This is a genomic window from Scytonema sp. NUACC21 (assembly GCF_054684315.1).
Genome location: NZ_BAAFZH010000108.1, coordinates 1 through 21,466, shown reverse-complemented (window position 1 = coordinate 21,466; position 21,466 = coordinate 1). Strand labels below are relative to the sequence as shown.

The following is a 21,466-nucleotide window of genomic DNA, read 5'->3' as shown; positions in this document are numbered from 1 at the left end:
TATGTCACGTTATTTAAATGATGAACAGCAAGAACGATTCAACCGAATCATCAATGACTTTGATAGTGAAAGAACCCCCGACCAGAAAGGATTGACTGTCAAAGTGGGTACAAAAATTGTGTATCGCCAAGGTATAGATGATAAACCAAACATTGACCGCATCAAACCAGAGGAATTGGAAAAATTAGAAGCAGCAGTTAACGGTTTGGAATCAGCCAAAGGGACAGTAGAAATTGCGCTCTATACACCAGCAAAGGAAGAAGTATTCCGCTACGAGAACGGCAATGTCACTATCAAAAAACGACCAGCCAACCAACGCAGTTATGAGTCAGAAACTGACCCACTAGAAGCACAACTTCTTCCCCAACAACAAGACCAGCAACTTGACCAACAATCACAACCAGAAATTGGCATTACCGAGGAAGTCAACCAACAAACCAATAACCAAATTTACTTGGATAAGGATTTTGGTTATTTGAGTACTGACTATTACCTTAAGGATGCATCATCCATATTTGGGGAATGGGCGAAACAGTTCACTCCCAATGGCGTTTATCTGATGAGCCAAATGGGATTAGATTGGCAGTACTTTGCTGACAAGTATGAACAGCAGAAGGCAATACAACAGCCAGTACTGGAGGGAACAGCAGAACTACCACAACTGCCACCAGGACTTGAACAACCAGCAATCGACATCCAAGCGCAGGCGATCACTCCGAGTGACCCCACAACAACCAATCAACAACTCGTGGAAACAATTTCCCAAATGCAACAGCAGATTGCCGACATCCAAAAGCAGTTACAACAGATGCAGCAACAGCAGGCAGAACGACTCGAACAAGTTCCACAACCACGAGAGAACCGACTCAGCCAATGGATTGATGGCATTAAGGAAGGATTTTCCAACACGGTGCAGGAGATTGGAGAAGCAATCAGGGGAGGAATCGACTACCTCAAAGACACCACTAGAGAGTTGGTAGGTGCGGGATTGGAAGCAACCACCAAGTTGGCAGTAGACCTATTGGGCGAACGCCAGTCTGATGGCAGCAAATTACTGGCAGCTGGCAATATCAACTATCGGCTCCAAGGACAAGAACTATCAGCACAACAGCAGCCGGATTGGTCGCAGCTATCACTAACTGAACGACTAACGGCAATTCGCGAAACTTACGGCATCACCCAACCAAACTCAGGAGAAAGACAGCGGCAGCAGTATCAAGAAAGGAGTAGATAATGTTTGACAAGTCAGCAGAATCGTTTAACAGTATTGGTTTGATAACCATTGGTATTGGTTTGGCTTTGGGAGTCATGGCTTATGGGTTAGCCAAGTCGTTTGGTCCACTATTCCCCCTGCTACTATTTGGCTTGTGGTCGTTGCAGCATGGTAAGAATTTCCCAATCAAAACGGCTGGTATAGTAACAGCTATCTTTCTCCTATTGGCTTTACTCTATGGATGGGGTGGATTGTGGCGGTTAAACCTAATAGTGGGTATCGGCTTCGTGCTTGTACCCAGCATCCTCACGGGCAAGATACTCCGAGGGACTGCACTAGCCACAGCCAAGGAACTACAACGGGAACTAGTCAAGAAGGAATCTAAACTCCTCAAACAGCACGGGAAAGAACCCATCACACCCAAATTGGAGATTGGTGGAATCGTTCTCCCCAACTATTTGGAGAACTTATCATTCGGGTTCTTTGGTGCTCCCGGTTCGGGTAAGTCCCAATCAATCCTACAAGTACTACATACACTACGTCAAAGGGATGATTGGAGGGTGATAGTACTTGACAGGAATGGTGAGTTGATGGAGAAACTTTACAAAGAAGGCGACCTCATGTTCAATCCTAGGGATGCTCGTAGTGTTGGGTGGAGCCATCGTTCGGAAGGAGCGCAGTTCAGCACCATTGCAGCAGGGCTGATACCAGATGACCCCAAGGAGCGGTTCTTCAGCGATGCAGCCAAAAACCTCATAACCGATATATACGAACGCACTTATTCCAATGCTGAAGTATGGGAAGTCCTCACTCGCTTTAGTTTGGAGCAGCTGAAGGACTTTTTGGCTGGCACCGTATCCATGAGGTACTTTGAGGGTGAATCGGGCAACACCGCAGGGTCAGTCCTGGCAACATCTGTAAATCAGGTGAGATTCTACCAAGCACTAGCCAAATCAATTGCACCAGCAGAATTCAGTTTCAGCAAGTGGGGTAGAGAGGATGACTCTCGGTGGATATTCCTTCCTTTGTTTGAAGATGACGCAGAAATGTTCAAACCGCTAGTGACCACTTGCTTTGAACTGATGTTGAGGGGCTTGCTCAGTAACGAGAACCGACGACTCAAGACAGCACTGGTGATTGATGAATTGGGAGCTTTGAGCCAGTTGAAGAGTTTGCCCCGGCTGCTATCAGAAAGCCGTAAGTTTGGGGGCAGTGCTTTCATTGGAACCCAGACCACAGCCCAGATGGAAGAAATCTACGGGGAAAGGGGCAGCAGGATTATCCTCCAAGGTGTGGCTACCAAACTCATCCTCAACATTCGAGATGGAGCAACAGCAGAACAATTCAGCAAGATGATTGGTACCCAGGAACGGGTGGATGTCACTGTATCAAAGAATTACGGCAGAGATGACGGTGGGTTAAGTCAATCAGAACAGATTCGGGAGACAGCAGCCGTGTTGCCATCCGAACTGCAAAATCTTCCTCCCTTAGAGGGATATTTGGTGATTGCTGATGGTTCATCCCCAGCAAGAGTAACGGTTACACCCAAGACTTATCCAAATCTAGCCGACAGATTTGTACCATTAGAAACAATATTACAAGTATGATACGCAAACTCTTATTTGGTGCTTGCATTGGTGGATTGATTATGGGTTCTTTCTACGAAGCCCCACAGGAGCAACTTGCCCAAGAACAAAGGCTGTGGCAAAATATACAATCCTCTAACGAGAAGACACGCTCACGGGCAGAGGGCGAACTGCTCCGAATTGCTGGAAATAAAGATGGTCGCAATCGTGCTGAAGCAGAAGCCATCTACAAGCAGATTCTGGCAATCAATCCCAACTCTGCTACTGCTCATACAAGATTGGCAGAAATCCAACTCAAGCGGTGGAGTCGCACCAAGAACCTCACAGATAAGGAATCGGGGTTACAGCATCTCAGGAAAGCTATCGAATTCGCCCGTCAGAATTACAACTCAGTATCGGAAAACACTCCTCTTTTAAAAGAAGGAGCTTCATATTATGTCAAACAGCTCGAAAAGGTGGAATCCCAGGTCAATAGGGGAACACCCAGCCACACTTGGAACTTCCCCAAATACTGACCTACCACACGACTTTGGGTTAGCCCACTAGTGGCACGAGGGGGCTCCAAGCCGCCCCCTCAGGACTCCCCCCGGTGCCACTTGCTGACCTCGCGCCGAACCAAGACCATGGGTTAGCAGCCCAGATTGTCACGGCGCTCAGTCACCGCTTCGCTTCAAGTGGCTTAACAGGGGCAAGCAGACACTACGGGTATTCTGGAAGCCAATGCTGTACATTACACGAAAATGCCCTTATGTCGTTCTGAATTACTTATAAGTTGAAACGATAACTATAATAGTTTTACTTCAATTGTGGAATTTAGAACAGAGACCGCGTGGTAGTAAGTAAATAGAACACTGCTAAACGAGGTATCACATGGAACCACTCATAGAAGAGTGTGAGCGCCAAAAGCGCAAGCTTTGTGATCGCAACAACGACAGATTAAGTAGTGAGTATAGCCTCGCTACTTGGAAACTTATTACGGAGTGTGGGGGTATAGGAACATATCAATAATGTAAGTTCCTTTATCTTCCTCCTCCACCCGCTGATCTTCCTGTAAATCCTTCTCTGCTTTTTATCCAGGGAGGTGGTTTTGGTGAGGTTTTTCGTACATGAAGTTGTACGTTTGGGGGTTTTGATGAAGTATTTAATGAAGACCGACTGACGATAGTAACTTGTGATCGCACGGATGTTAGATAAATGTAGTCACTAATAACTATCAAGTTAGTAGTGCAAAATAGTGGTATAAATAATCGTTGAAGTTTCATGGAAGATGCTAACCTGAATTAATGGTTAATCTTGAAAGTGAATAGTGATAAAAACACAAAACCGTAAGGGGTAACAACTTCGTCTTCAAATATTATAATAACGATTATACCAAAGTGCTCCCATTTGTAAATAAGTCTAAATATAAAGAATCGTCACAAAAATAAATTGCTCAAAACTCATGTCTTTGGTTCAAAGGTTTTTTTTGTTACCTTCTGAGCGCAGAACCCTGTTACTAACAAAGAGACTATCAATGGTAAAAATGGTAACCAGTACCCTTGAATAAAGATAATTAGACAAATTTGATATAAGATGAGCGATGCAATACAAATTGCAAATACTAGATGTAATAACTTTCGTAAAAGTAAAGCTAATAATCCTCCTGCAAAAGAGCAAATAAAAACACAGATCCCATCACCCCATTGAACCCCCTTCCAGTGAGGTAAGATCGCTAGTAAAGGCCGTTGATCCATTACAGCACTAATAATTTGACTGACCATATGACCATGAATGTATACTCCTGGTTGTTTACCGTAAGGAGTATCAAACCAATCTTTGGACATAGAATCCGCATAACCAATTAAAACTACTCGCCCCTTGACAAGGCTATTATCTATTTTTCCTTCTAAAACCTTTTCTAGAGTGACAAATTGTGCCAGTTCGTCTGAACGGTAATTAATCAATATTTGGTCACTTTCTCCCAAATTCTGATAAGCCCCAGTGCGATTTCCCATTGGTTTTAGAAGAACTTTACCAAACTGCCATTCATAATTATGATTAAGTTCTAATGGTTTGATGCCTTCAAAAGATAAGAACTGAAATGCTAATTGAAAACTAAAACTGTAAGGCGTCTTACAAGGAGATGGGAAAAAACTGGGTTCATAAGATAACAGCTGACGACGAATAAAATTGGTATTTTGGTCAGGGAAAACATCACTAAAGCCAAGTTGATTAATTTTCTGTTCTTCTGTCAATTCTTGAGGAGGAGCATAGTCTGAATTGTTATTTGAAATGCCGAAAGAACAGACTGCAAAAAGATTCTTATTTTTTTGAAAAAGAGAAATTAATTCTTGACGACCTTTACCTCTCGGCTTATTTCGATGTATATCTAAACCAATAACTCTTGGATTGTACTGTTCCAAACGCCTAATTAGTTGAGCAACAATAGAATCTTCTAGTGGATAACGACCATACTTACTAAGGTCTTGATCTGTAATTTTAACAATAAGTAGACGAGAATCTGGAGCTTCCGATGGACGCGAGCGCATTAATTGGTCAAAAAACATCAGTTCCAATTGCTCTACTTGTGGGATTCCTAACCAGCGCACCCCCATTACTAAACCAGTAACCAACACACTAAAAACCAGCATAGCCCCAATATCACCCAATCGGCTCAATGAGGTTAACTTCCTCGCTAACAAGACATTACGCATTTCTGGTAAAACAGTTTTACGTCTTGTAAAAAGCGGTTTACGTGGGTATGGTATATTACATAATTCTTGCGGAGGCGACGCAAGTATTTGGGCAATAGCTTGTAATTTTGGATTTTCGGGGTTTGTTCGACACGCTGCACGGATTAAGTCTTCAATCCATTCCTCTGCTTCTGCTGTTTTTATTGTTCTGAAGATAATTTCCTGTAAAGTTCCTGATCCCGCGATTTCTTCCAGGTTCTTATCTAATTCATACGACAGCATTTGCTCTAATGATGATTTCGTCGGGAAAGCACTCACTAAAGCGGATTGTATTTCCTTGCGCTGCTGTCCGGATAAGCTCATTTTTCAAACCTAGTGACAATTGACCAGCAATTTGCTTTCTTACACAAAAATAATTACCATATTCTACAGCAGGCGAAAGATTGATTCCGGTTGCAAATCATTTTCACTTTCACGACATCCTACCTAAATCCACCGCACATTAAGGAATCTGTAGCAACAAAGGTTTTGGGAAATACGCCCTCTAGAATCGCCTCTAAGCCTCTTTGTTTTTGCTTCAGGTAGTTATCTACACGGTTTTCCATGTTGCACCCGCATCACATTTCATGATTTGATAATTGGCGCTACATGATAATGGATATAAATATTATTTGCACAAAATGACAAATGTACAAACCTATATTCTCATAGGTGCAAGCAGAACCAGCTTATGCACTTTTCGTTAAGAACGTGCATAGCTTTTACAGAGATGGCGATATAGAAATAGTACTTGTACAGATATACAAATGTACAAACTATTATTCCAGATAAACGTTATCAATTCCAGCAATTCAACTTGACAATTACTGTGCAACTTGCACGGGTAGGGAGAACGAGCGCCATCTTTACCTACTAGATACATCCCCCATATTTGGGAAATGGGCAAAGCAGTTCACCCTCAAAGGTGGAATCCCAGGTCAATAGGGGAACACCCAGCCACACTTGGAACTTCCCCAAATACTGACCTACCACACGACTTTGAGTCAGCCCACTAGTGGCGCGAGGGGGCTCCAAGCCGCCCCCTCAGGACTCCCCCGCTGCACCAGTTGCCGCCTGCTCGCTACACGATTTTTGTAGAATCACACGACTTAAAAGCGAGCAGTCGTCGCTTCGCTGCAACTGGTTTAGGGTGAATGCCCTTAAAGACCGTAGATCGCTCACCATCACGAGCAACACCGATGCGTTGCTGCTGCGTATTAAAGGTAGGAGCGTTGCAAGTTCTTAAACTTAGTAAACTGAGCATCAAACAGTAGCTTCACTGTATCCTGGGCACCACCACGGTTTTTTGTGACAATTACCTCCACAATACCAGTTTCGGTAGAGTCGGGGTTATACAACTCGTCCCGGTAAAGCATCAAAACCACGTCCGCATCTTCCTCAATCCTGCCTGAGTCACGTAGGTCAGACAATACTGGGCGCTTGTTCTGTCTACCTTCTACCCCTCTGTTAAGTTGAGCTAGGAGAACAATCGGTACCTGACATTCACGAGCCAGTTGCTTTAGTGCCCTAGTCACTTTGCCAATTGAGTAAGCCAGGTTTGCAGAACCTTCCTGATCGACATCAGCCATCAATCCTAAATAGTCAATACCCACAATCCCAAACCTTTGCCGGGACTCTGCTTGGGTCTGGGCGATGAGTCGCTTAAGCTTGTGCCGAACACTGGAAAAAGTGGTGTAGGGGTCATCATCAATATAGATGGGCATATCGGTCAATCTACCAATAGCCCTTCCTAGGGGTTCCCATTGAGTGTTTGATATCTTGCCAGATTGCAGGTACCCGCTATCAATAAGTGCTTCGCCAGCTAAAAGCCGTTCACCCCACTCTTCCTTGTCCATCTCCAAACTAAAAATCAGTGAGGGCAGATCCTGAGAAGCAGCCATGTTCACTGCCAAGTTGCCTAAAAAAGCAGACTTGCCACATCCAGGACGGGCAGCCACTACGTAAAGCTTGCCCGGTTTAAAACCGCCTAACATGGCATCCAGGTCATAAAACCCACAAGGTATGCCCGTTCGCGTAGCACCATTATGGCGTTCCTCTATCTTCTGAAAAATAGTTGGCATAATAGAGCCTAGCGCTTCGGGCTCATGAGTACCAAATAAATCACCTGTGAGGTCAAGAACCGCAGTCTCAGCCCGGTCTACCACTGTCGCTAAATCGGTCTCGGTTTGGTACCCAAGCTCTACAACTCGGTTACCTGCCCGAATCAGTTCGCGTCGGATGTACTTCTCAACAACCAATTGAGCCAAGGCATCAATATTGATAGCAGCTACTGTACGGTCTAGCAGAGTCGCAAGCTTGTTTCTGCCACCGATACGGTCTAGCAAATTGCGATCGCTCAACCAATTGATGGTGGACAACATATCTGTAGGCAAGCCATCTTCAACAAGTGCCTGGAATGCCCTGTAAATGTCCTTGTGAGCAGTGATGTAAAACATTTCGGGCTTCAACCTGGGAGCTACTCGCTCGTAAGCGTTAGGGTCAAACAGAATACCCCCTAGAATAGCTTCTTCAACGTCAACAGCCTGGGGTGGCAAGCGGTCAATAGATGAAAATTGGAAATCGTCAGTACTAGTCATCGTCAATAACCTCAATTAAGTCTGATGTTTTACAGTTGTAGGCAGTACGAATACGACGTATCGTTTCGTTGTCAGGAACGCGCTCTGAATCGTTATAAAGCTCATATGCAGTAGCTTTACCGAGCTTGGTGTCTTTCCAAAATCGATAAGGTGTCAGTCCGCGAGCGTCAACGAACTGTTTTATTTTGTTTCGTATCATGAATGGTTCCGTTGAGCAGAACTATGTGTAGTGACTATACCATAGCCAATCTCGATGGTTCCGCCAAGTGGAAATATTATGCGCCATCCGCCAACCATTCAGGGTGATTGTTATTAACCCAAGTCACCCAAGCAGCGTTCCGAGCTATAAAATTTTCCAACCGCCATTGGGAGTCCTCTTTAAGGGACTTGTACTGCCTAACCAGCATCTCATGCTGCTCGCTTACCCAACCAGCAAAGGCAGCGTGTAAATCGGTAGTCTTTTTCTTCTCACGCATGAAGTCATCCCAGCGCAGATTGGCGTCTTCTGGGTTTTTATGGCACCAGTTAGCCGCGTGAGCCGAGGACTGGATAAATGGGGTGCTTTGAGCTAGCCAAGCCATGAACTCACGCCGCATCCTCGGATTTGGGCATTCCCATCCCGATTGAGAATTATTCTCAGACGGCGCGGCGGAACTTTGGTCTTCAGAATTAATTTTGTTAGCCCCTGAGGGTTGGTCATTTGCTTTGGGGGTGATTCCAGGATTTGGGAATTGGTTTCCATTGGTGCCCGAACCAAGACAAGGGAATTGGTTCGGGCTGTTTTCTTCCTCATTATTTTTAAAACACACATCTTCCGGGTGGGGTAGCGGGGTTGCGTCAGCAAGGGCGCTATCTGTATGTGTTTGTTTAATATCTGTTAAATATCTGGAAGAAAGCTCGACACCTTGCTGTGTGGGCGCTTCGGGCTGCGGCTGTTCCAAGTTTGGTTCCTGTGTTCCAAGTTTGGTTCCTGTGTTCCAAGTTTGGGAATTCTGTGACAAATGTGGAACAAGCGAGCCTTGTTGAGAATAAACTAACGGATTTTCAATAGTTTCAGCGCTTGAGGTCGAATTTGACGGCTTGGTCGCGCCAAACCGCACCCTGATTTCTTTAGCTGACCATTCAAAATTAATATCAGGGTCAGCAGCGAGGGCAGTCATAGCTCTATAAAGGCTGGTTTTAGTAAATCCGTACTGTTGGGCAAACTCTTTAGTGTCAAATCGCAACCACCAGCCATCTTGACGCAAAATTTTGATGAGCCCGTACAGATAGCCAGTTGCCGTAACCCACTTCTTCTTATACAGCATCCGCAATTCAGCTATTTGTGTTTGCCAGAATTGCTGCTTCTTAAAGTGGGGAGAGTTTCTTGAATTGTCTGGTAAAGAATTCATCCTTTTGCTCCATTCCTTGTTTTCTGGATTTGGAGCGGGTTTGTGCGTCAAAAACTCTTATCTACTGCAAGATTGCCTGCGAGCGCTCATTTCTTCCACAAGTTGCGATTTTTCAACTAAATGAAAAGGTGTGCTCAAAAATTTATCCCTTTCTCTCCCAAAAAAATGGCAGCCGAAAGCAACAAGATTGACAGAACCTTGTAAGATAGTCAATAGACGACCCCAAAGAGTAACCCGCAAGGCAAAGCTCTCGGGTCAACAACCGACTCATTGGGCACCCGCCCCAAGATTACGGGATTCAGCTTACTTCGTCGAAAACCCTAACAGTAGTTGCTTTGGACGGCTCACAACTGATTGGGTAACAGAAGAAAATTGAACGCCCGGTTCTTGATTTACTTGTAATCAAGATCATACCAGCCAAAGAGCCACCTTTTGTGAAAGGTGGCTGTCGCAGCTGGGTTTTTTGTTTGCGGTATTTCATAACACTCACCTCCTGATTTAAGTAAGCTTCTACCTTTTAGTTGATCCATACTATGCCCTTAGTGTAGAAAAAGACATCTAACAAACTTCTTATTTTTTCTGGCAAAAAATCAGAACAAATTCGTAGAAAATAAGTAGTTCTTCTGATGCTGCTCTGTTGACAGAAATCTGATTTTCTGCATATAGACTCTGGCTCAAGAGTGGGAAAAGTCCGCATCTGTAGTACGCGAATACCACAACTAGCCGATGTGCCAAAACCATATCACTGCTAAGGTTTGCGTGGAAGCGAGAGAATAAATTTTTTACGCCATAGCAAATAGTAGCGAAAGCTCCCACTTTATTGGGGTGGACTGCTGTCACCATTACGGTCGCGCAGATATTCCCAAATTCGCCTAATTTCGGTTTGAAAAGTTTGGCGGTCAATTGCTGCAAGCTGCCTGTCTTGGGCTGCTTCTGCTGTTAACGCTTCGATTGCAGCTGCATTCCTGGCAGTTTGTTCCTCCAGTCTGGTTAGCACTGCATCGTGACGAGAAACAATTTCACTTTGGGAAAGGACTACGTCAGCCATGTCAGCAAAGATTGCTTCTAGGCGGTCTAGGCGTTCAGCGATAGATGGGGGTTGTTCTGGGGTGTTGGTCATTCGTTTTTCTCCTTTTTATTTCCCTTGCGATCGCGTCCTGTGCGCTTAATCGCATCCAAGACAATGGACTCAACTAAATTGCTCACGGTTCTGTTTTCGTCTGTTGCCCACTCATAAAGAATTTCCTTAACTTCTTCATCGCATATAAATGCTACTCGCGGTCGCCTAGTAGTCATGTTCACCTGTTACCACTTTGTCCCCATATTATGACACTGGAAACATTTTTCCCATCACCGTGGCACAGGTGTTGACACTAGAGAACACTGTTGTCTATACTAGCAAGTGTCAGGCACAAACGACCACAACAGGCATAAAACGCAAAGTTATCCAGTTGATTGCAATGTTCGGTCAAGCGTCTGTCCACAAACTAAATTTCTCACTACTTTTTTTAGTTGCATTTATATGTGACAACTTTTTGTTGTCACACCACGCTCACCACGAAAATTGAATCACCCACATCGTTATTGATCCAGCAGAATACGGGTAAACGGAACGATAGAAACGACATTGCAAACGTGGACAACTGCGGGCGGTAGTGGGGTTTATTTACTTCATCTACATTCACAGGGATTATGCGAGTAACAATCAGACAGCCATTGCACCCTTTTATCAAGGCTCTTGCTCTTGAGTTGGGCATCCAAGACGACGGCGAAGTAGTCAATTACATTCTTCTGAAGACCATTGAGAAGCAAAAATCTATCGAAACTGCCACAGCCCAAAACACGGGCAGCCAAAATTCCTAGTCACGCTTTTTACTTGTTCCTGCCCCGTGACAAACTCTGTTCCAAACCCTGTTCCGAAACCGTTCCACACCTGTTAGAGTTCCACTGTTCCAACCGTTCCATCACTGTTCCAGCACTCTGGAACACTCCGGAACGGGCAGATTTTTAATTGTCACCAATTTTAGGAACAAGCTAAAACCAATCAGAAAGCTATGTAGTGCCTAGAACACATCTACTGAGCCTGTCCTGTGTGACAGTTCCGAGAATTTTTAATAAGGAGTCAAGTCAATGCCACGAAAAAAGGACGATACAGCGACACCAACGACCACAGAAGTACAAGACCCCCCAGAAAGCGATGTGACAGTTGAAGCAGCACAGATTACAGCAGACACAGAAAACACTGAGGACACGGAGAACCCAGTCAAGACCAGAAAGCCGCGTATGAGCATCCCCAAACAAGAAATCATCATTGTGATGGACTGTGGGCGCTCTCGTATTAAGGCTATGTCCATTGTTAACGGCGTAGCTGCATCTTCTATCGTGCTGGACTCGATTGTGTGTGAGGTCGATTCCCCACCCTTTGGGGAGATGGGAGCCTTTAGCATGAGTCGGGAAAAGGTAGAGGTAGAAGGCAAGCTAAAAGATAAGGTTGAACATTGGGTGGTTGGTCGCTCAGCCAAACTCCAAGGTGCTGAATGGATAGCGATGTCAGATGACGACGACAACAAAGTACGCTATTTCCCAATCCTTGCCCTTGGTGCAATCGCATCACTACCCAACCTGTACCAATACTCCACCGGAACCAACGAGAAAAACAGAGCATTGACCATCCGCTTGGTGACTCTCTCGCTTGCCAATCCTTTAACGCTCAAAAAAGCAATCAGCCAATGCAAGTGGATGGTTGTAGACGGGATTAAGTATCGGCTTTCCTTCTCTAAAGACACTCTTAATTACCCAGAGGGTTATGGGGCTGCACTGTACGGACAAAGTACCAAATTAGAACCCCCTACATTATTTACTTTTGACATTGGCTATGGAACAGCCTGTGTGAGTGAATACAGCAACCTTGGCAAACTGCCCAAGCGTGTTGCCCACGAGCCAAATGGTGGTGGTGGAGTATCGCAGTTAATCAAGGAATTTGCCAAAGCAGTTGCAAATACTGATTCTGCCAAGGTTATCAAGCCCAGCCAGCTACGGGAAGTACTGGAGACAGCCAAGTTTGAGGATGGGAAAGTATCGGCTATTGCCCCAGATGGACGTGACATCGGGCTTGCACTAGAAGCCGCTATCAAAAACTGGATTGTGGACAGTCCGCTTACTTTCGCTCTTGAGTCACTAGGCACGAGCGCTCGTAGATATCCGGTTGTTTTGTGTGGTGGAGGATTCGCCATCAAGCCCGCACAGCACTTGATTCGTGACCAAATGCTACGCCAAGGCATACCGCCAGAGCATTTAATCGAAGCTCCCGACCCTGGAATGGTTGCTTTGGCAGAACTGAAAAGACTTTACGTAACCGAACAAAAGGAGATTACCAATGCAGAACTTGAACAAGCGGCTTAACTGGGACATACCCAAAGAGCTAGCCCCAACAATCAGAATGCTTGCAGACCAGGATGGTCAAACACCAGCTTACTGGTTGCGAAAAGTACTGGAGAAGGCAGTACAGGAACGACTTGAGCAAGACATGAAGACTGCATAAAAAAGGATTTACCGAATGACCAAGCCTGTAGGATACTACGCCGCATCTGATAGCGGACTCATTGAAGAGATGATCGATTTCTTCGGTTCAACATTCGGCAACATGACCCCAACGGAAAAGTGTTGGTTATTGTACCGGATCGGATACCACTTGTGGTTCCACGACGCGGAAGCAGAGGGAGTTAGTGAAGAGGTTGAGAATGCCATGAGTCGCATATGTCTTGAGCTTTCGGCTGGCGAAAAGCTGTCCCTGATGGACGCAATCACTAATCAGCTTAAGTCCCAATTGAAAAATATGCTCTAACAACAAAGCCCCATTCCAACTATGGGGCATTGCAACATTAAAGGCGATAGCGATGGTATACCAAAAGCAAATAGGATTGGGACTTGTCGGTCTTGGGGTGTGTGCAATGCCTTTGATTGTGTCCCTAGTCCCCAAAGTAGGAGCATATGCAGAGGCTCAACGAACTAGAGCAGAGATGGAATTGCTTGCACAGAAGCTGCAATCTCAGGAAGAGTTAGAGCGAGAGCGCATCGCCCAACGTGCCAAGACCGCTGAGGAATTGTACAAGGCAGGCATTGCCCCAAATGCTACAAGACTGCGAGTACGGCGATACTTGGACAACCCACAACGAGACCCCAAGCCAGATACAACCGGGTACAGTGCCGATGCAGTTGTTTACGTGTACGACAGTGCTAGCGTCTGCATCGGACGTATAGAAGGCAATTATTGGCTATGGAAGCATAAATATCCTAATGCCTGTGAAAGTAGACCAGACCAATAACAAATAAGGAGAAAAATAATGGCTTTTAGTTCGGATTCAAAAGGTAGTTCTAGCAAAGGCGACAAACAACCCCCCAAGCGGTCAATAGGGCAAATCATTGATTTTTTCGCCAAACTGATTGTCTTGATTATAGGAATGCCCATTAGGTTTGCAGCTGCAATCGTTGCTCAGTTTGTTGGCAATGGTGGTGTTGGGCGAGCGGTTGTAGGTGGGCTATTGTTCATTTTAGGTTCTGCTATCAGTGCTGATAGCATCTGGCAAACAGTGTTTCAACAGCGCCCCCTTTTCCGCTGGTTTGAACCTAGTTGGACATGGACAAATGTTCCATTAGCAGTATTCAATCCCTTCTTCTACCTAGCTTTCTTGATAGCAGTAGGGTTGCAGGTAGTGGAAGCATACGCTTTGCGGGGAAAGAACCCAGACTCAGCACGGAGAGAACTTCAAGACCACATGGTTTATGACTTGGAAAGCAAGCCCAGTGGAAAGATTGACCTTGTGGGGGAGCTCTGGAAGGACTACAAAACAGCAGGTATGCGCGATCGCAACTCCACGGGCTTTATCAGTTTGGCAGTCTGGGTGTTCGACATGGTAACAACTTTTGCAGCCAGAAACCCTTTTGCTTATACTGAGCCAACAACAATTATTCTGTGCATCTTATTTAACATCGGTACAATGCTAGCTGGTGAGATTGGTTATGCAGTCTGGCGATTGACCAAAGACTAAAAACAGCACCCCAAGGAAACAACCCCAAGGGGATACTCAACTGCAAGGAATTCAGACTTGGAAATCATGGAAAATAATATCCCCAAAATTACTACACGAGAAACCGAACATTTACGTAGTTTTTACCCTTCCCTGAGTCATCTTGAAGCCGGAAGGGTAGCAGAATGGTTGCAGGAGAGGAAGGACCAGCTATTAGAACAGGCACAAGCCGCAGAAAACGAAGCGGATGCAGCTCGTGTGCTGGGACTGCTTGCTGCTGGTGTTGGTACTGTCTGTTATGCCGTCAATCCGTTCATGCTGGTTGGTGGGATGATTGGAGGTGCAGCATGGTTGTGGTTTGTTGTGGAGCATTACAACCGCACCAAAGAAATTGCACCGCTGCCTTTTGTAAGAGGTAACTTTTTGGATGCTCTCTCCCGTGTTGGAGATTACGACGCAAGACAGGATTACAGAATCAACCACTTAGCCGAAACAATCAAATTTCTGCCACGGCAGAGTGCCCAAGAGTACGTCTTTCTTTACAGTGACTACTTTGAGACGGTAATTGATTACCTAACACAGGTAGAACCAGGAAAGCGCTTCTATGCTTATCGCTGGCTGTTGGGTTGGTTTGAGAAATTCTCTGGGCGAAGTCTCCCCAAAAAAGACCAACTAAACACCCACCTACAAACCGTCACCATTGACAGTAGGGTGAAAGTTGAGGAGGTTCGAGCAATTCAACAGACTGTAGTCCCTCGCTTTGTGGACTTGCCAAAACCCAACCTTGTAGACCTACCCCACGCACAAAACCAGCCTGCCCTAAACCCAGCCAACACAGCTAACGAGATCTCACCGCAAGCATTAGCCGCAATGCCTTTGAGCGAACGAGCTAACGCTGTAATAGAAGCTTTGCGGGCAAGTGGTTTCAAAATTGATGAAATGATGAGCTCACAAGTGATTGCAATATCTGGTACCCAAAGGGGTGGGAAGGGCACTTTGGCAGCTATACTGGCAACACTATCTAAAGCTCTTGACCCTAGCTTAAACACGCAGTACTTTACGGCGGGCGTTGACGTTTACCCTTTTGCAAGCAACCTCACCAGCGCTTTAAAATTCCCAAGCAAAGATGCAGATACGGCAGATGGGCGTGTGGCAGAAGATTTGCTTCACTTTCTTAAGGGGTTGGAAGGCTCACTACCCTACAGTCACAAGAACTTACTCCTAGTCATCGATGAAGCTATGCGGCTTTTGTCACTGCTTCAGGAAGGCGAGCGCACTTGGGCAATTCAATACTTGCTTACTCGTTTTGCCAAGTGTGGCGGGACGCTCATTATTGTTCTACACGGGTCTAACTTAACATCGGTTGTGGGTAAAGCCACGGCGGGGCTGGCGGACACCTTTAAACAATCAGTCAGTTTTATTGGATGCGTTGCTCAATCAGTAAACGCTTCTGGTTTGCGAAAGATTAACGTTGCTAGTGGCGAATATTTCAAAGCCAATCCTGACAACTTTGGAACACCAATTAAAGGGGGTGAATTAGGCGCTATACCCACTTGGCTAAAAACAGAATTGAACCCGGATAACGGGCAGCCAGACCCAGCTAGGACACTGCTTAAGCTGTTCCCGGAACTTTATAAGCATCACACAGCTTCTGCACCTCCACCCCCAACACCTACCATTCCCCTGGGCGAAAAACTTGCACCCAAAGATGTTATCTCACAACTTGAAAGTGCTTTTAAGCAAGAAGTCGCTGAGCCTGAGCCTATAAAAGAGGAACCACTTGATGAATCTGACCTGGAGAAAATTGTGGAGATTGTAGGCTCTGCAATCTCAAAGCCTATAAAGTTTGAAGCAATCAGAAAGAGCCGAAAGTGGGAAAAGAACCCGAGTGTTACACAGTTGCGAGAAGCTTTGAACTCACTCGTAGAAGGTGGAAAGTTGAACGGTAGCGAAAATTTAGGTTATGAGATTAAATCTTAATCAGTTAGAGTTGAATCGTTCTCAGACGTTGAAAATACGGGTAATCCTCAGCCACTACCTATTAGGCAAGGACTTGGTAGGAGAAGAGCACAGCCTAGAAGACGCCCTTTTTGATTCAGAACAAAGTTTTTGCCCAGATCTAAAGATTGAAGAGGTGGTAAAAAACCTGCAAGGCATATCCGTTGAGGAGACTGAATCGCTGCTGGCTGCTTTACAAGCTCAATGCACTCATACAAACAACGTTCACACAAATTCTTAAAAAGCCCCAATCTCTGGGACTAGACAATCAAAAATCAACTACCTAGGATTTAACCATGTCTAAGAACACTAAAGTTAACCTCGTAACTCTTTTCCGCAACCTGGGAACCTTCACCAGTGACGCTGTTGAAGGCTTTGTGGATGCTTATAAATTCAGCCGTGGGCAGTGGGCAAAGGAGGAGAGGGAGCACGAACAATTGTTGTTAAAGCGTGAGAGCGAGCTTGTAACCAATGGGTTCATTAGCAATGATGCTCGCGTAGCAGGTTTAAGAGCCAAACTGTACCAGGACGCGATGTCCGGCAAACCAACCGAGGACACACTCACTGCCCTGGCAATCTTCGAGCAGCTGCACAAAGAAGAGCTTGCCCAAGCCCGGTTAGCCGAACGACGCAGACAGCGAAACCTCGGTGTTATAGGCGAGGGAGTGATACAAATCATCCTTTTTGGAACCCTGGCTTACCTTGCAACCAGCTTTACCCAAGTAGCTTGTTACCAACAGCAGAGGGATAGCGCCTACTGCCAACAAGTCAAAGCCGTGCAAAAGTACTTCTTGGGCAACTGATTACCAGAGGGTTCTTACAACGCCTGGGCTGTTACTCTCTCAAAATTCTGAAAAATTGGGAGAGTAAACCACTGCCACAAGCATTACTCCTGCAAATTCTGTTTCAGCCACTGAACAAGGTCATAGTTCTTGTGTAGAAATTTCAGCAATAAACTTGTCTAGCGCTTCTGCTATACGCTCTCTAGATTCGGCTCGCTTTGCTACCCGCCAGTTCTTGAGTACGCGCTCACGCACGGCAAAAAGCGATTGCTTATCGCTCGTCCCCTCTAATTCCTCCCTAGGCTGCCCGTGAGATTGGGGATTCTCCCTCAGGCTAGCAACTCCCCCAACGCTCTTAGTAATTTTTCATCAAATTCTTGTCTTACGTCGTCCAACAATTGTCTTACCTCTGTCATCAGTTCAGCTTTCAATTGTTGCGAGTCCACTGTCTTATCAGCCGTCTTACTCTCTGTCTTACTGATGGTCACGAACACTGTCCCATCGCTCAAAGCTTGGATGCCCGCTTGCAGTAAATCGAGTATGGTTTTTGTGCGATCGTACCCGTTATCACTGTTTGAGTTGGGGTATCGTTGTTTCCCCACTTCATCAATGGCGGCAAGCAACTCGTCAGGACACCGGAAATTTAGCAGTTTATTAGCCATAGTCTTACCTCTTTCGTCTTACTGTAAGACTACATTATCTTACGGCGAGAGAGGGACGTAAGACAGATAAACAAAGCGTATTACAAGAGCGGAAGGCACATAAGAAATTCTGTTTTACAACCCCCTTGTGATTTTGTAAGACAAAACCTTATAATGTAAAACAAAAGCGTAAGACATAGGGCGCTCGCCTCAAGCCCACTACACTACATAGGATTTTCTTTCCATGCAAGACTTACTCAACATCGCTACCATCGCCATTCCCACCGCATTCTTTGCCCTAATGATTGCAGATTTCATTCTTGGATTAATCGCCCTAGCTACTCCAAAGCCCCCAGCACCACCAGTACCACCAGCACCACCACGCAAGTACACCCTTGGCGAAATCATGGCTCGCCCTGAGTTAACACCCACAAGCGAACAACAGCGGGTACTAGACGAACTAGAAGAGTTTTTTGCACCCCTCCATACCTCCACTGCGGTTGCGACAGTTCCTGCTACCGAAGATGAGCAAGAGCCAATTATTGATACAAGCTACGAATTGAGCGAGCAAGATTTGGATGAATTTTTCGATGCACCTTGGGATGCAGGACTCAACTATGCACCTTTGTCTGACCCTTGGGAGCTAGAAACTACGTTTGCTCCAATCGATAGCATTGCACCACTGCCACTACCCACCTTGTTGTTACTGCCACCCGCTAAACCAGCTTTTCAACCCAAGAGCCAAGGTAAATCCAAAAAAGTACAGACAGCAGTACAGACAGTAGCACCCAAAAAGCGTGGCAGACAGCGTAAGACAGCGTAAGACGGTTTTAAACCCTAGAGCCAATTTTCTCTTCTGTCATCTTAAAAGGCGCTGCCAACCTACCACAGCAGCAGCGTCTCTTCCCCAAAACCAACTGTGATTTATTGATAAAGGAGTACAACCAATGTTTGCACAAAAAGTTCAATCCATCGAATCCCAAATCCAACAACTAACCGAACAACTCAACTCCTACCGCACCCTCGAAGCTCAGTTAGAAGAAGCAGTACAGGCAATCGCACGCCTGCGCGAAGCCGCAACCAAATTTGATGCCGATGTTGAGGATGAGGTATCACAAGCATTGGTACAAGCTGTGGGTGTCGGTCAATGGGTCAATCTAGTAGAGAACGTAGAGGATGAGGAGTGGGGTTCGGAGGAACCGGAAATCACTGAGTCAGAAGCACCCGCATCCATCCTCCCCACTGACAAACAAGAGCAAATCCTACAGTGCCGGACTTGGAATGAGATGAGATCGCTCGCCCTGACAAACCCAGAAGCTTTGGTAGAAGCGCTCCGGCGAGATGAAAGCTTGGCTACTAGGTTACCCGGTCAGATTGCAACATTCATCAACGCGAATGGTAAAGCGTACATGAAAGACCTTTACAGCATCCCTACCTATCTTAAAGAGCAAGTAGAAGCGATTTTAAGTCGTTTGGATGAACCAGTACAGAAAGTCATCCCTGTCAGTGATGTCCCCTACTCCAAAATCCAAGAGACGGCACGAGAACTCTACAATTTCAAGACTTGGGCGCAAATCCGGGCTGTGCTGCAAGGTTATACCCCTAGCACAAAGGCTGAAATCTTGCGGGAAATGGCGAAAGGCGCAGATAACAAGACCAAAACCAAGTTTGTAGAGAACTTGCCCGCAATCATTACCAAGTTTTGCAGCGATTCGGGCGACACCTCGGATCTGGAATGGTTGCCCCAAACTGTGGCAAGGAGGGTTGAGGAGTCGTTAGCACAGCAGGCAGCTGCTTAATGTACTAATTGTGTAGTAAAAACACTGGGGAACCTCTCCCAGTGATAACTAACAACTAACCACTAATAGCTAATAACCAATGACCGTGACCAACGATACAGCACAAGGGTGAGCTAATGCTACTGATACAAAAAGCAAAATTCACATCGTAGAGTTTTTAGGCGATAATTAAATTTCACAAATTTAACAGGAACGCATACTAGAGTATTTGGCTATTTCCCAAAAATCAATATAGCTTGGAAAAGCTGAGTTAAATATTAATTTGCTCAAGATTAATCTTGGTAATTTCCTGCCAAATCCCATTGATTTTTTCCCGGTTACGAATAATCTTTTCCGGTGTTGTATCTCTGGTAACTGCCTGTATCATTCTTACGCTTTCTTTTATTAAAAAAATCCATTGACTCAGATTAATTGCTAAAGGATTACCTGAGTTAGCAAACACTTTTAAAGCATTTCCGCTTGCTGCCGTAGCATGAGCTAAAAGCAACATTTTACGAAGTTTGAGATTTGATTTAATTTGAGCCAGTTCCTTTTCTGCAACAGAAGTGTAAAGAGAGCTTTGAAGCTGTTCTGGTTTGTCTAACGATGATAAATAATGATAAGTTCTCACAAGAAATTCGATGACAGCTACAGGAAGAGACATTGTAACAAAGTGCCTTAAATCATAACCATTGAGATACATCCATCTAGATATATCCGCAATAGTTTTCTTATCCGACCCAAAAGAGCCAAATTGTATAAGCTGAAGAAATGCCCAGCCTGGTATAGGAACGCCCATTTTAGTACACATATCGGAAACTATATGTCCTAGCCAGATGAAAGGAGCAAAAGCCTTATCTGCCAACGGCATATCAAATGTCTTGAAAATATGAAGTTTACCATTGATGTCAAAAGCAGTCATTGTGCCATTAAGAATGTCCAAAGTACCAAATATAAGACCAAATAGCGGATCGTGACCAAGACTTAATAGCCTATGACTTCTAGGGTTAAATCCTTTAATATTGGAATTAAGACTTTGGTCGTAAGAAACTTTGCAAGTATCTTCACACCACTTTAAGAATTGAGATAATTCTCCTTTTTCATCAATTCCGAATGTTTTTAACCACTTGGTAAAGTTACTTCCCTCTTGCTGGTATATTCCTAAATAGTTAATGTCTTTAGGAATTTTTACGACTAAAAAATCAAGAAGAGTAGCAACTAAACCAGCTATACCAACAATTGCATAATCCAAGCTAGATAAAGTAGGTATAGTGTCTGGATTTCTAAAGACTTCTTCCTTAACTCTAGTTTCAATAACCGAGGGATTGTATTTCAAGAAAAATTCATCATCCCATTGTAATTTATTCGGTTGGGAAGATGTTTGTCTACTAGCATTTAATATTTTTTCTACCGATTCTTCAGAAACTTCTATTGCTTTAGCTAAACTAATTACCTCTTCTTGCAATTTTAGGAGTTCGTCTGACTCTTGTTGTTGAGCTTTACGAAGCCTATCAAAACTTGTATGAATATCGGTGATTTTTTGAGAGGCTTCTGAAAATTCATTATCCCAATTAATTAGAGCGGACATAAACAAATGGAGAAATTGGTTATAGTAAGTCTTGGTTTCTCTTTAATGCGTTCTTCAAATATTCAATAGCCTTTTCAAGATTTTCAATTTTTTGCTTATTTTTTTCCTTGTTAAGAAGTAAATCATCTCGTTCGTCCTCAAGAGAGCGAATAGC

22 protein-coding genes are annotated in these 21,466 nt (G+C 44.8%); 14 read left to right on the top strand and 8 right to left on the bottom strand.

Annotated elements, in window-relative coordinates:
* The first annotated feature begins 1 nt into the window (after position 1).
* Genes ACYRY3_RS40640 through ACYRY3_RS40630 form a run of 3 tightly spaced genes read left to right on the top strand, consistent with a single transcriptional unit; the run spans position 2 to position 3,314 of the window.
* A complete protein-coding gene (locus ACYRY3_RS40640) occupies positions 2-1,234 on the top strand; it encodes a hypothetical protein (RefSeq protein WP_460207513.1) in 1,233 nt (410 codons plus the stop codon).
* Complete coding sequence (locus ACYRY3_RS40635) at positions 1,234-2,820, top strand: type IV secretion system DNA-binding domain-containing protein (protein ID WP_460207512.1); 1,587 nt, start codon at positions 1,234-1,236, stop codon at positions 2,818-2,820. The genes ACYRY3_RS40640 and ACYRY3_RS40635 overlap by 1 nt, the downstream gene beginning before the upstream one ends.
* Entirely contained in the window at positions 2,817-3,314 is a 498-nt protein-coding gene (locus tag ACYRY3_RS40630) for a hypothetical protein (protein ID WP_460207511.1), read from the top strand. The genes ACYRY3_RS40635 and ACYRY3_RS40630 overlap by 4 nt, the downstream gene beginning before the upstream one ends.
* 924 nt (positions 3,315-4,238) lie before the next feature.
* Here ACYRY3_RS40630 and ACYRY3_RS40625 read toward each other — a convergent pair.
* From ACYRY3_RS40625 to ACYRY3_RS40600, 6 genes are all read right to left on the bottom strand, one after another.
* Positions 4,239-5,834, bottom strand: coding sequence for a CHASE2 domain-containing protein (locus ACYRY3_RS40625; RefSeq protein ID WP_460207510.1), 1,596 nt, complete (start codon positions 5,832-5,834; stop codon positions 4,239-4,241).
* A gap of 893 nt (positions 5,835-6,727) precedes the next feature.
* Entirely contained in the window at positions 6,728-8,107 is a 1,380-nt protein-coding gene (dnaB, locus tag ACYRY3_RS40620) for a replicative DNA helicase (protein WP_460207509.1), read from the bottom strand.
* Positions 8,100-8,306, bottom strand: coding sequence for a helix-turn-helix domain-containing protein (locus tag ACYRY3_RS40615; RefSeq protein ID WP_460207508.1), 207 nt, complete (start codon positions 8,304-8,306; stop codon positions 8,100-8,102). The genes dnaB and ACYRY3_RS40615 overlap by 8 nt, the downstream gene beginning before the upstream one ends.
* A 76-nt stretch (positions 8,307-8,382) precedes the next feature.
* Positions 8,383-9,498: a hypothetical protein gene (locus ACYRY3_RS40610; RefSeq protein WP_460207507.1), complete on the bottom strand. Its 1,116-nt coding sequence runs from the start codon at positions 9,496-9,498 to the stop codon at positions 8,383-8,385.
* Between the two features lie 817 nt (positions 9,499-10,315).
* Positions 10,316-10,618 carry a hypothetical protein gene (locus tag ACYRY3_RS40605; RefSeq protein ID WP_460207506.1) on the bottom strand — a complete coding sequence of 101 codons (303 nt, stop codon included), beginning with the start codon at positions 10,616-10,618 and terminating at the stop codon, positions 10,316-10,318.
* A complete protein-coding gene (locus ACYRY3_RS40600; protein ID WP_460207505.1) occupies positions 10,615-10,794 on the bottom strand; it encodes a ribbon-helix-helix domain-containing protein in 180 nt (59 codons plus the stop codon). Before ACYRY3_RS40600 ends, ACYRY3_RS40605 begins: the two co-directional genes overlap by 4 nt.
* Before the next feature lie 396 nt (positions 10,795-11,190).
* On the opposite strand from ACYRY3_RS40600, the gene ACYRY3_RS40595 reads away from it, so the two are divergent.
* The 9 genes from ACYRY3_RS40595 to ACYRY3_RS40555 all read left to right on the top strand — a co-directional run bounded on the left by ACYRY3_RS40595 (position 11,191) and on the right by ACYRY3_RS40555 (position 17,326).
* Positions 11,191-11,361: a hypothetical protein gene (locus tag ACYRY3_RS40595; protein WP_460207504.1), complete on the top strand. Its 171-nt coding sequence runs from the start codon at positions 11,191-11,193 to the stop codon at positions 11,359-11,361.
* 267 nt (positions 11,362-11,628) lie between these two features.
* Complete coding sequence (locus tag ACYRY3_RS40590) at positions 11,629-12,900, top strand: ParM/StbA family protein (protein WP_460207503.1); 1,272 nt, start codon at positions 11,629-11,631, stop codon at positions 12,898-12,900.
* Positions 12,875-13,039 carry a hypothetical protein gene (locus ACYRY3_RS40585; protein ID WP_460207502.1) on the top strand — a complete coding sequence of 55 codons (165 nt, stop codon included), beginning with the start codon at positions 12,875-12,877 and terminating at the stop codon, positions 13,037-13,039. The genes ACYRY3_RS40590 and ACYRY3_RS40585 overlap by 26 nt, the downstream gene beginning before the upstream one ends.
* Positions 13,040-13,054: 15 nt before the next feature.
* The gene (locus tag ACYRY3_RS40580) at positions 13,055-13,342 is read left to right on the top strand and encodes a hypothetical protein (RefSeq protein ID WP_460207501.1); all 288 of its coding nucleotides are present in this window, start codon (positions 13,055-13,057) and stop codon (positions 13,340-13,342) included.
* Positions 13,343-13,394: 52 nt separating this feature from the next.
* Positions 13,395-13,823, top strand: a complete 429-nt coding sequence (locus ACYRY3_RS40575; RefSeq protein ID WP_460207500.1) for a hypothetical protein — start codon at positions 13,395-13,397, stop codon at positions 13,821-13,823.
* 18 nt (positions 13,824-13,841) lie between these two features.
* On the top strand, positions 13,842-14,546 hold the full coding sequence (locus tag ACYRY3_RS40570; RefSeq protein WP_460207499.1) for a hypothetical protein: 705 nt from the start codon (positions 13,842-13,844) through the stop codon (positions 14,544-14,546).
* 66 nt (positions 14,547-14,612) lie between these two features.
* On the top strand, positions 14,613-16,505 hold the full coding sequence (locus ACYRY3_RS40565; RefSeq protein WP_460207498.1) for a hypothetical protein: 1,893 nt from the start codon (positions 14,613-14,615) through the stop codon (positions 16,503-16,505).
* Complete coding sequence (locus ACYRY3_RS40560; RefSeq protein ID WP_460207497.1) at positions 16,489-16,764, top strand: hypothetical protein; 276 nt, start codon at positions 16,489-16,491, stop codon at positions 16,762-16,764. The genes ACYRY3_RS40565 and ACYRY3_RS40560 overlap by 17 nt, the downstream gene beginning before the upstream one ends.
* 55 nt (positions 16,765-16,819) lie before the next feature.
* The gene (locus tag ACYRY3_RS40555) at positions 16,820-17,326 is read left to right on the top strand and encodes a hypothetical protein (protein WP_460207496.1); all 507 of its coding nucleotides are present in this window, start codon (positions 16,820-16,822) and stop codon (positions 17,324-17,326) included.
* Between the two features lie 308 nt (positions 17,327-17,634).
* Here the strand turns inward: ACYRY3_RS40555 and ACYRY3_RS40550 are convergent, their stop codons facing one another.
* Entirely contained in the window at positions 17,635-17,967 is a 333-nt protein-coding gene (locus ACYRY3_RS40550) for a hypothetical protein (RefSeq protein ID WP_460207495.1), read from the bottom strand.
* A 223-nt stretch (positions 17,968-18,190) separates the two neighbouring features.
* Between ACYRY3_RS40550 and ACYRY3_RS40545 the strand changes: the two genes are divergently transcribed.
* Together ACYRY3_RS40545 and ACYRY3_RS40540 are read left to right on the top strand one after the other, a co-directional pair.
* Positions 18,191-18,769, top strand: a complete 579-nt coding sequence (locus ACYRY3_RS40545; RefSeq protein WP_460207494.1) for a hypothetical protein — start codon at positions 18,191-18,193, stop codon at positions 18,767-18,769.
* A gap of 124 nt (positions 18,770-18,893) precedes the next feature.
* A complete protein-coding gene (locus tag ACYRY3_RS40540; protein WP_460207493.1) occupies positions 18,894-19,745 on the top strand; it encodes a hypothetical protein in 852 nt (283 codons plus the stop codon).
* Positions 19,746-19,995: 250 nt separating this feature from the next.
* On the opposite strand, the gene ACYRY3_RS40535 is transcribed toward ACYRY3_RS40540, so the two are convergent.
* Positions 19,996-21,312: a hypothetical protein gene (locus ACYRY3_RS40535; RefSeq protein ID WP_460207492.1), complete on the bottom strand. Its 1,317-nt coding sequence runs from the start codon at positions 21,310-21,312 to the stop codon at positions 19,996-19,998.
* Positions 21,313-21,466: the final 154 nt, after the last annotated feature.

Excerpts from the sequence above, each read along its gene's own strand:
- ACYRY3_RS40600 (WP_460207505.1), bottom strand. The coding sequence starts at position 10,794 with ATGACTACTAGGCGACCGCGAGTAGCATTTATATGCGATGAAGAAGTT.
- ACYRY3_RS40635 (WP_460207512.1), top strand. The coding sequence starts at position 1,234 with ATGTTTGACAAGTCAGCAGAATCGTTTAACAGTATTGGTTTGATAACC.
- ACYRY3_RS40640 (WP_460207513.1), top strand. The coding sequence starts at position 2 with ATGTCACGTTATTTAAATGATGAACAGCAAGAACGATTCAACCGAATC.
- ACYRY3_RS40605 (WP_460207506.1), bottom strand. The coding sequence starts at position 10,618 with ATGACCAACACCCCAGAACAACCCCCATCTATCGCTGAACGCCTAGAC.
- ACYRY3_RS40630 (WP_460207511.1), top strand. The coding sequence starts at position 2,817 with ATGATACGCAAACTCTTATTTGGTGCTTGCATTGGTGGATTGATTATG.
- ACYRY3_RS40625 (WP_460207510.1), bottom strand. The coding sequence starts at position 5,834 with ATGAGCTTATCCGGACAGCAGCGCAAGGAAATACAATCCGCTTTAGTG.
- ACYRY3_RS40575 (WP_460207500.1), top strand. The coding sequence starts at position 13,395 with ATGGTATACCAAAAGCAAATAGGATTGGGACTTGTCGGTCTTGGGGTG.
- ACYRY3_RS40540 (WP_460207493.1), top strand. The coding sequence starts at position 18,894 with ATGTTTGCACAAAAAGTTCAATCCATCGAATCCCAAATCCAACAACTA.
- ACYRY3_RS40570 (WP_460207499.1), top strand. The coding sequence starts at position 13,842 with ATGGCTTTTAGTTCGGATTCAAAAGGTAGTTCTAGCAAAGGCGACAAA.
- ACYRY3_RS40615 (WP_460207508.1), bottom strand. The coding sequence starts at position 8,306 with ATGATACGAAACAAAATAAAACAGTTCGTTGACGCTCGCGGACTGACA.
- ACYRY3_RS40585 (WP_460207502.1), top strand. The coding sequence starts at position 12,875 with ATGCAGAACTTGAACAAGCGGCTTAACTGGGACATACCCAAAGAGCTA.
- ACYRY3_RS40590 (WP_460207503.1), top strand. The coding sequence starts at position 11,629 with ATGCCACGAAAAAAGGACGATACAGCGACACCAACGACCACAGAAGTA.
- ACYRY3_RS40595 (WP_460207504.1), top strand. The coding sequence starts at position 11,191 with ATGCGAGTAACAATCAGACAGCCATTGCACCCTTTTATCAAGGCTCTT.
- ACYRY3_RS40535 (WP_460207492.1), bottom strand. The coding sequence starts at position 21,312 with ATGTCCGCTCTAATTAATTGGGATAATGAATTTTCAGAAGCCTCTCAA.
- ACYRY3_RS40545 (WP_460207494.1), top strand. The coding sequence starts at position 18,191 with ATGCAAGACTTACTCAACATCGCTACCATCGCCATTCCCACCGCATTC.
- ACYRY3_RS40565 (WP_460207498.1), top strand. The coding sequence starts at position 14,613 with ATGGAAAATAATATCCCCAAAATTACTACACGAGAAACCGAACATTTA.
- ACYRY3_RS40550 (WP_460207495.1), bottom strand. The coding sequence starts at position 17,967 with ATGGCTAATAAACTGCTAAATTTCCGGTGTCCTGACGAGTTGCTTGCC.
- ACYRY3_RS40610 (WP_460207507.1), bottom strand. The coding sequence starts at position 9,498 with ATGAATTCTTTACCAGACAATTCAAGAAACTCTCCCCACTTTAAGAAG.
- dnaB (WP_460207509.1), bottom strand. The coding sequence starts at position 8,107 with ATGACTAGTACTGACGATTTCCAATTTTCATCTATTGACCGCTTGCCA.
- ACYRY3_RS40560 (WP_460207497.1), top strand. The coding sequence starts at position 16,489 with ATGAGATTAAATCTTAATCAGTTAGAGTTGAATCGTTCTCAGACGTTG.
- ACYRY3_RS40555 (WP_460207496.1), top strand. The coding sequence starts at position 16,820 with ATGTCTAAGAACACTAAAGTTAACCTCGTAACTCTTTTCCGCAACCTG.
- ACYRY3_RS40580 (WP_460207501.1), top strand. The coding sequence starts at position 13,055 with ATGACCAAGCCTGTAGGATACTACGCCGCATCTGATAGCGGACTCATT.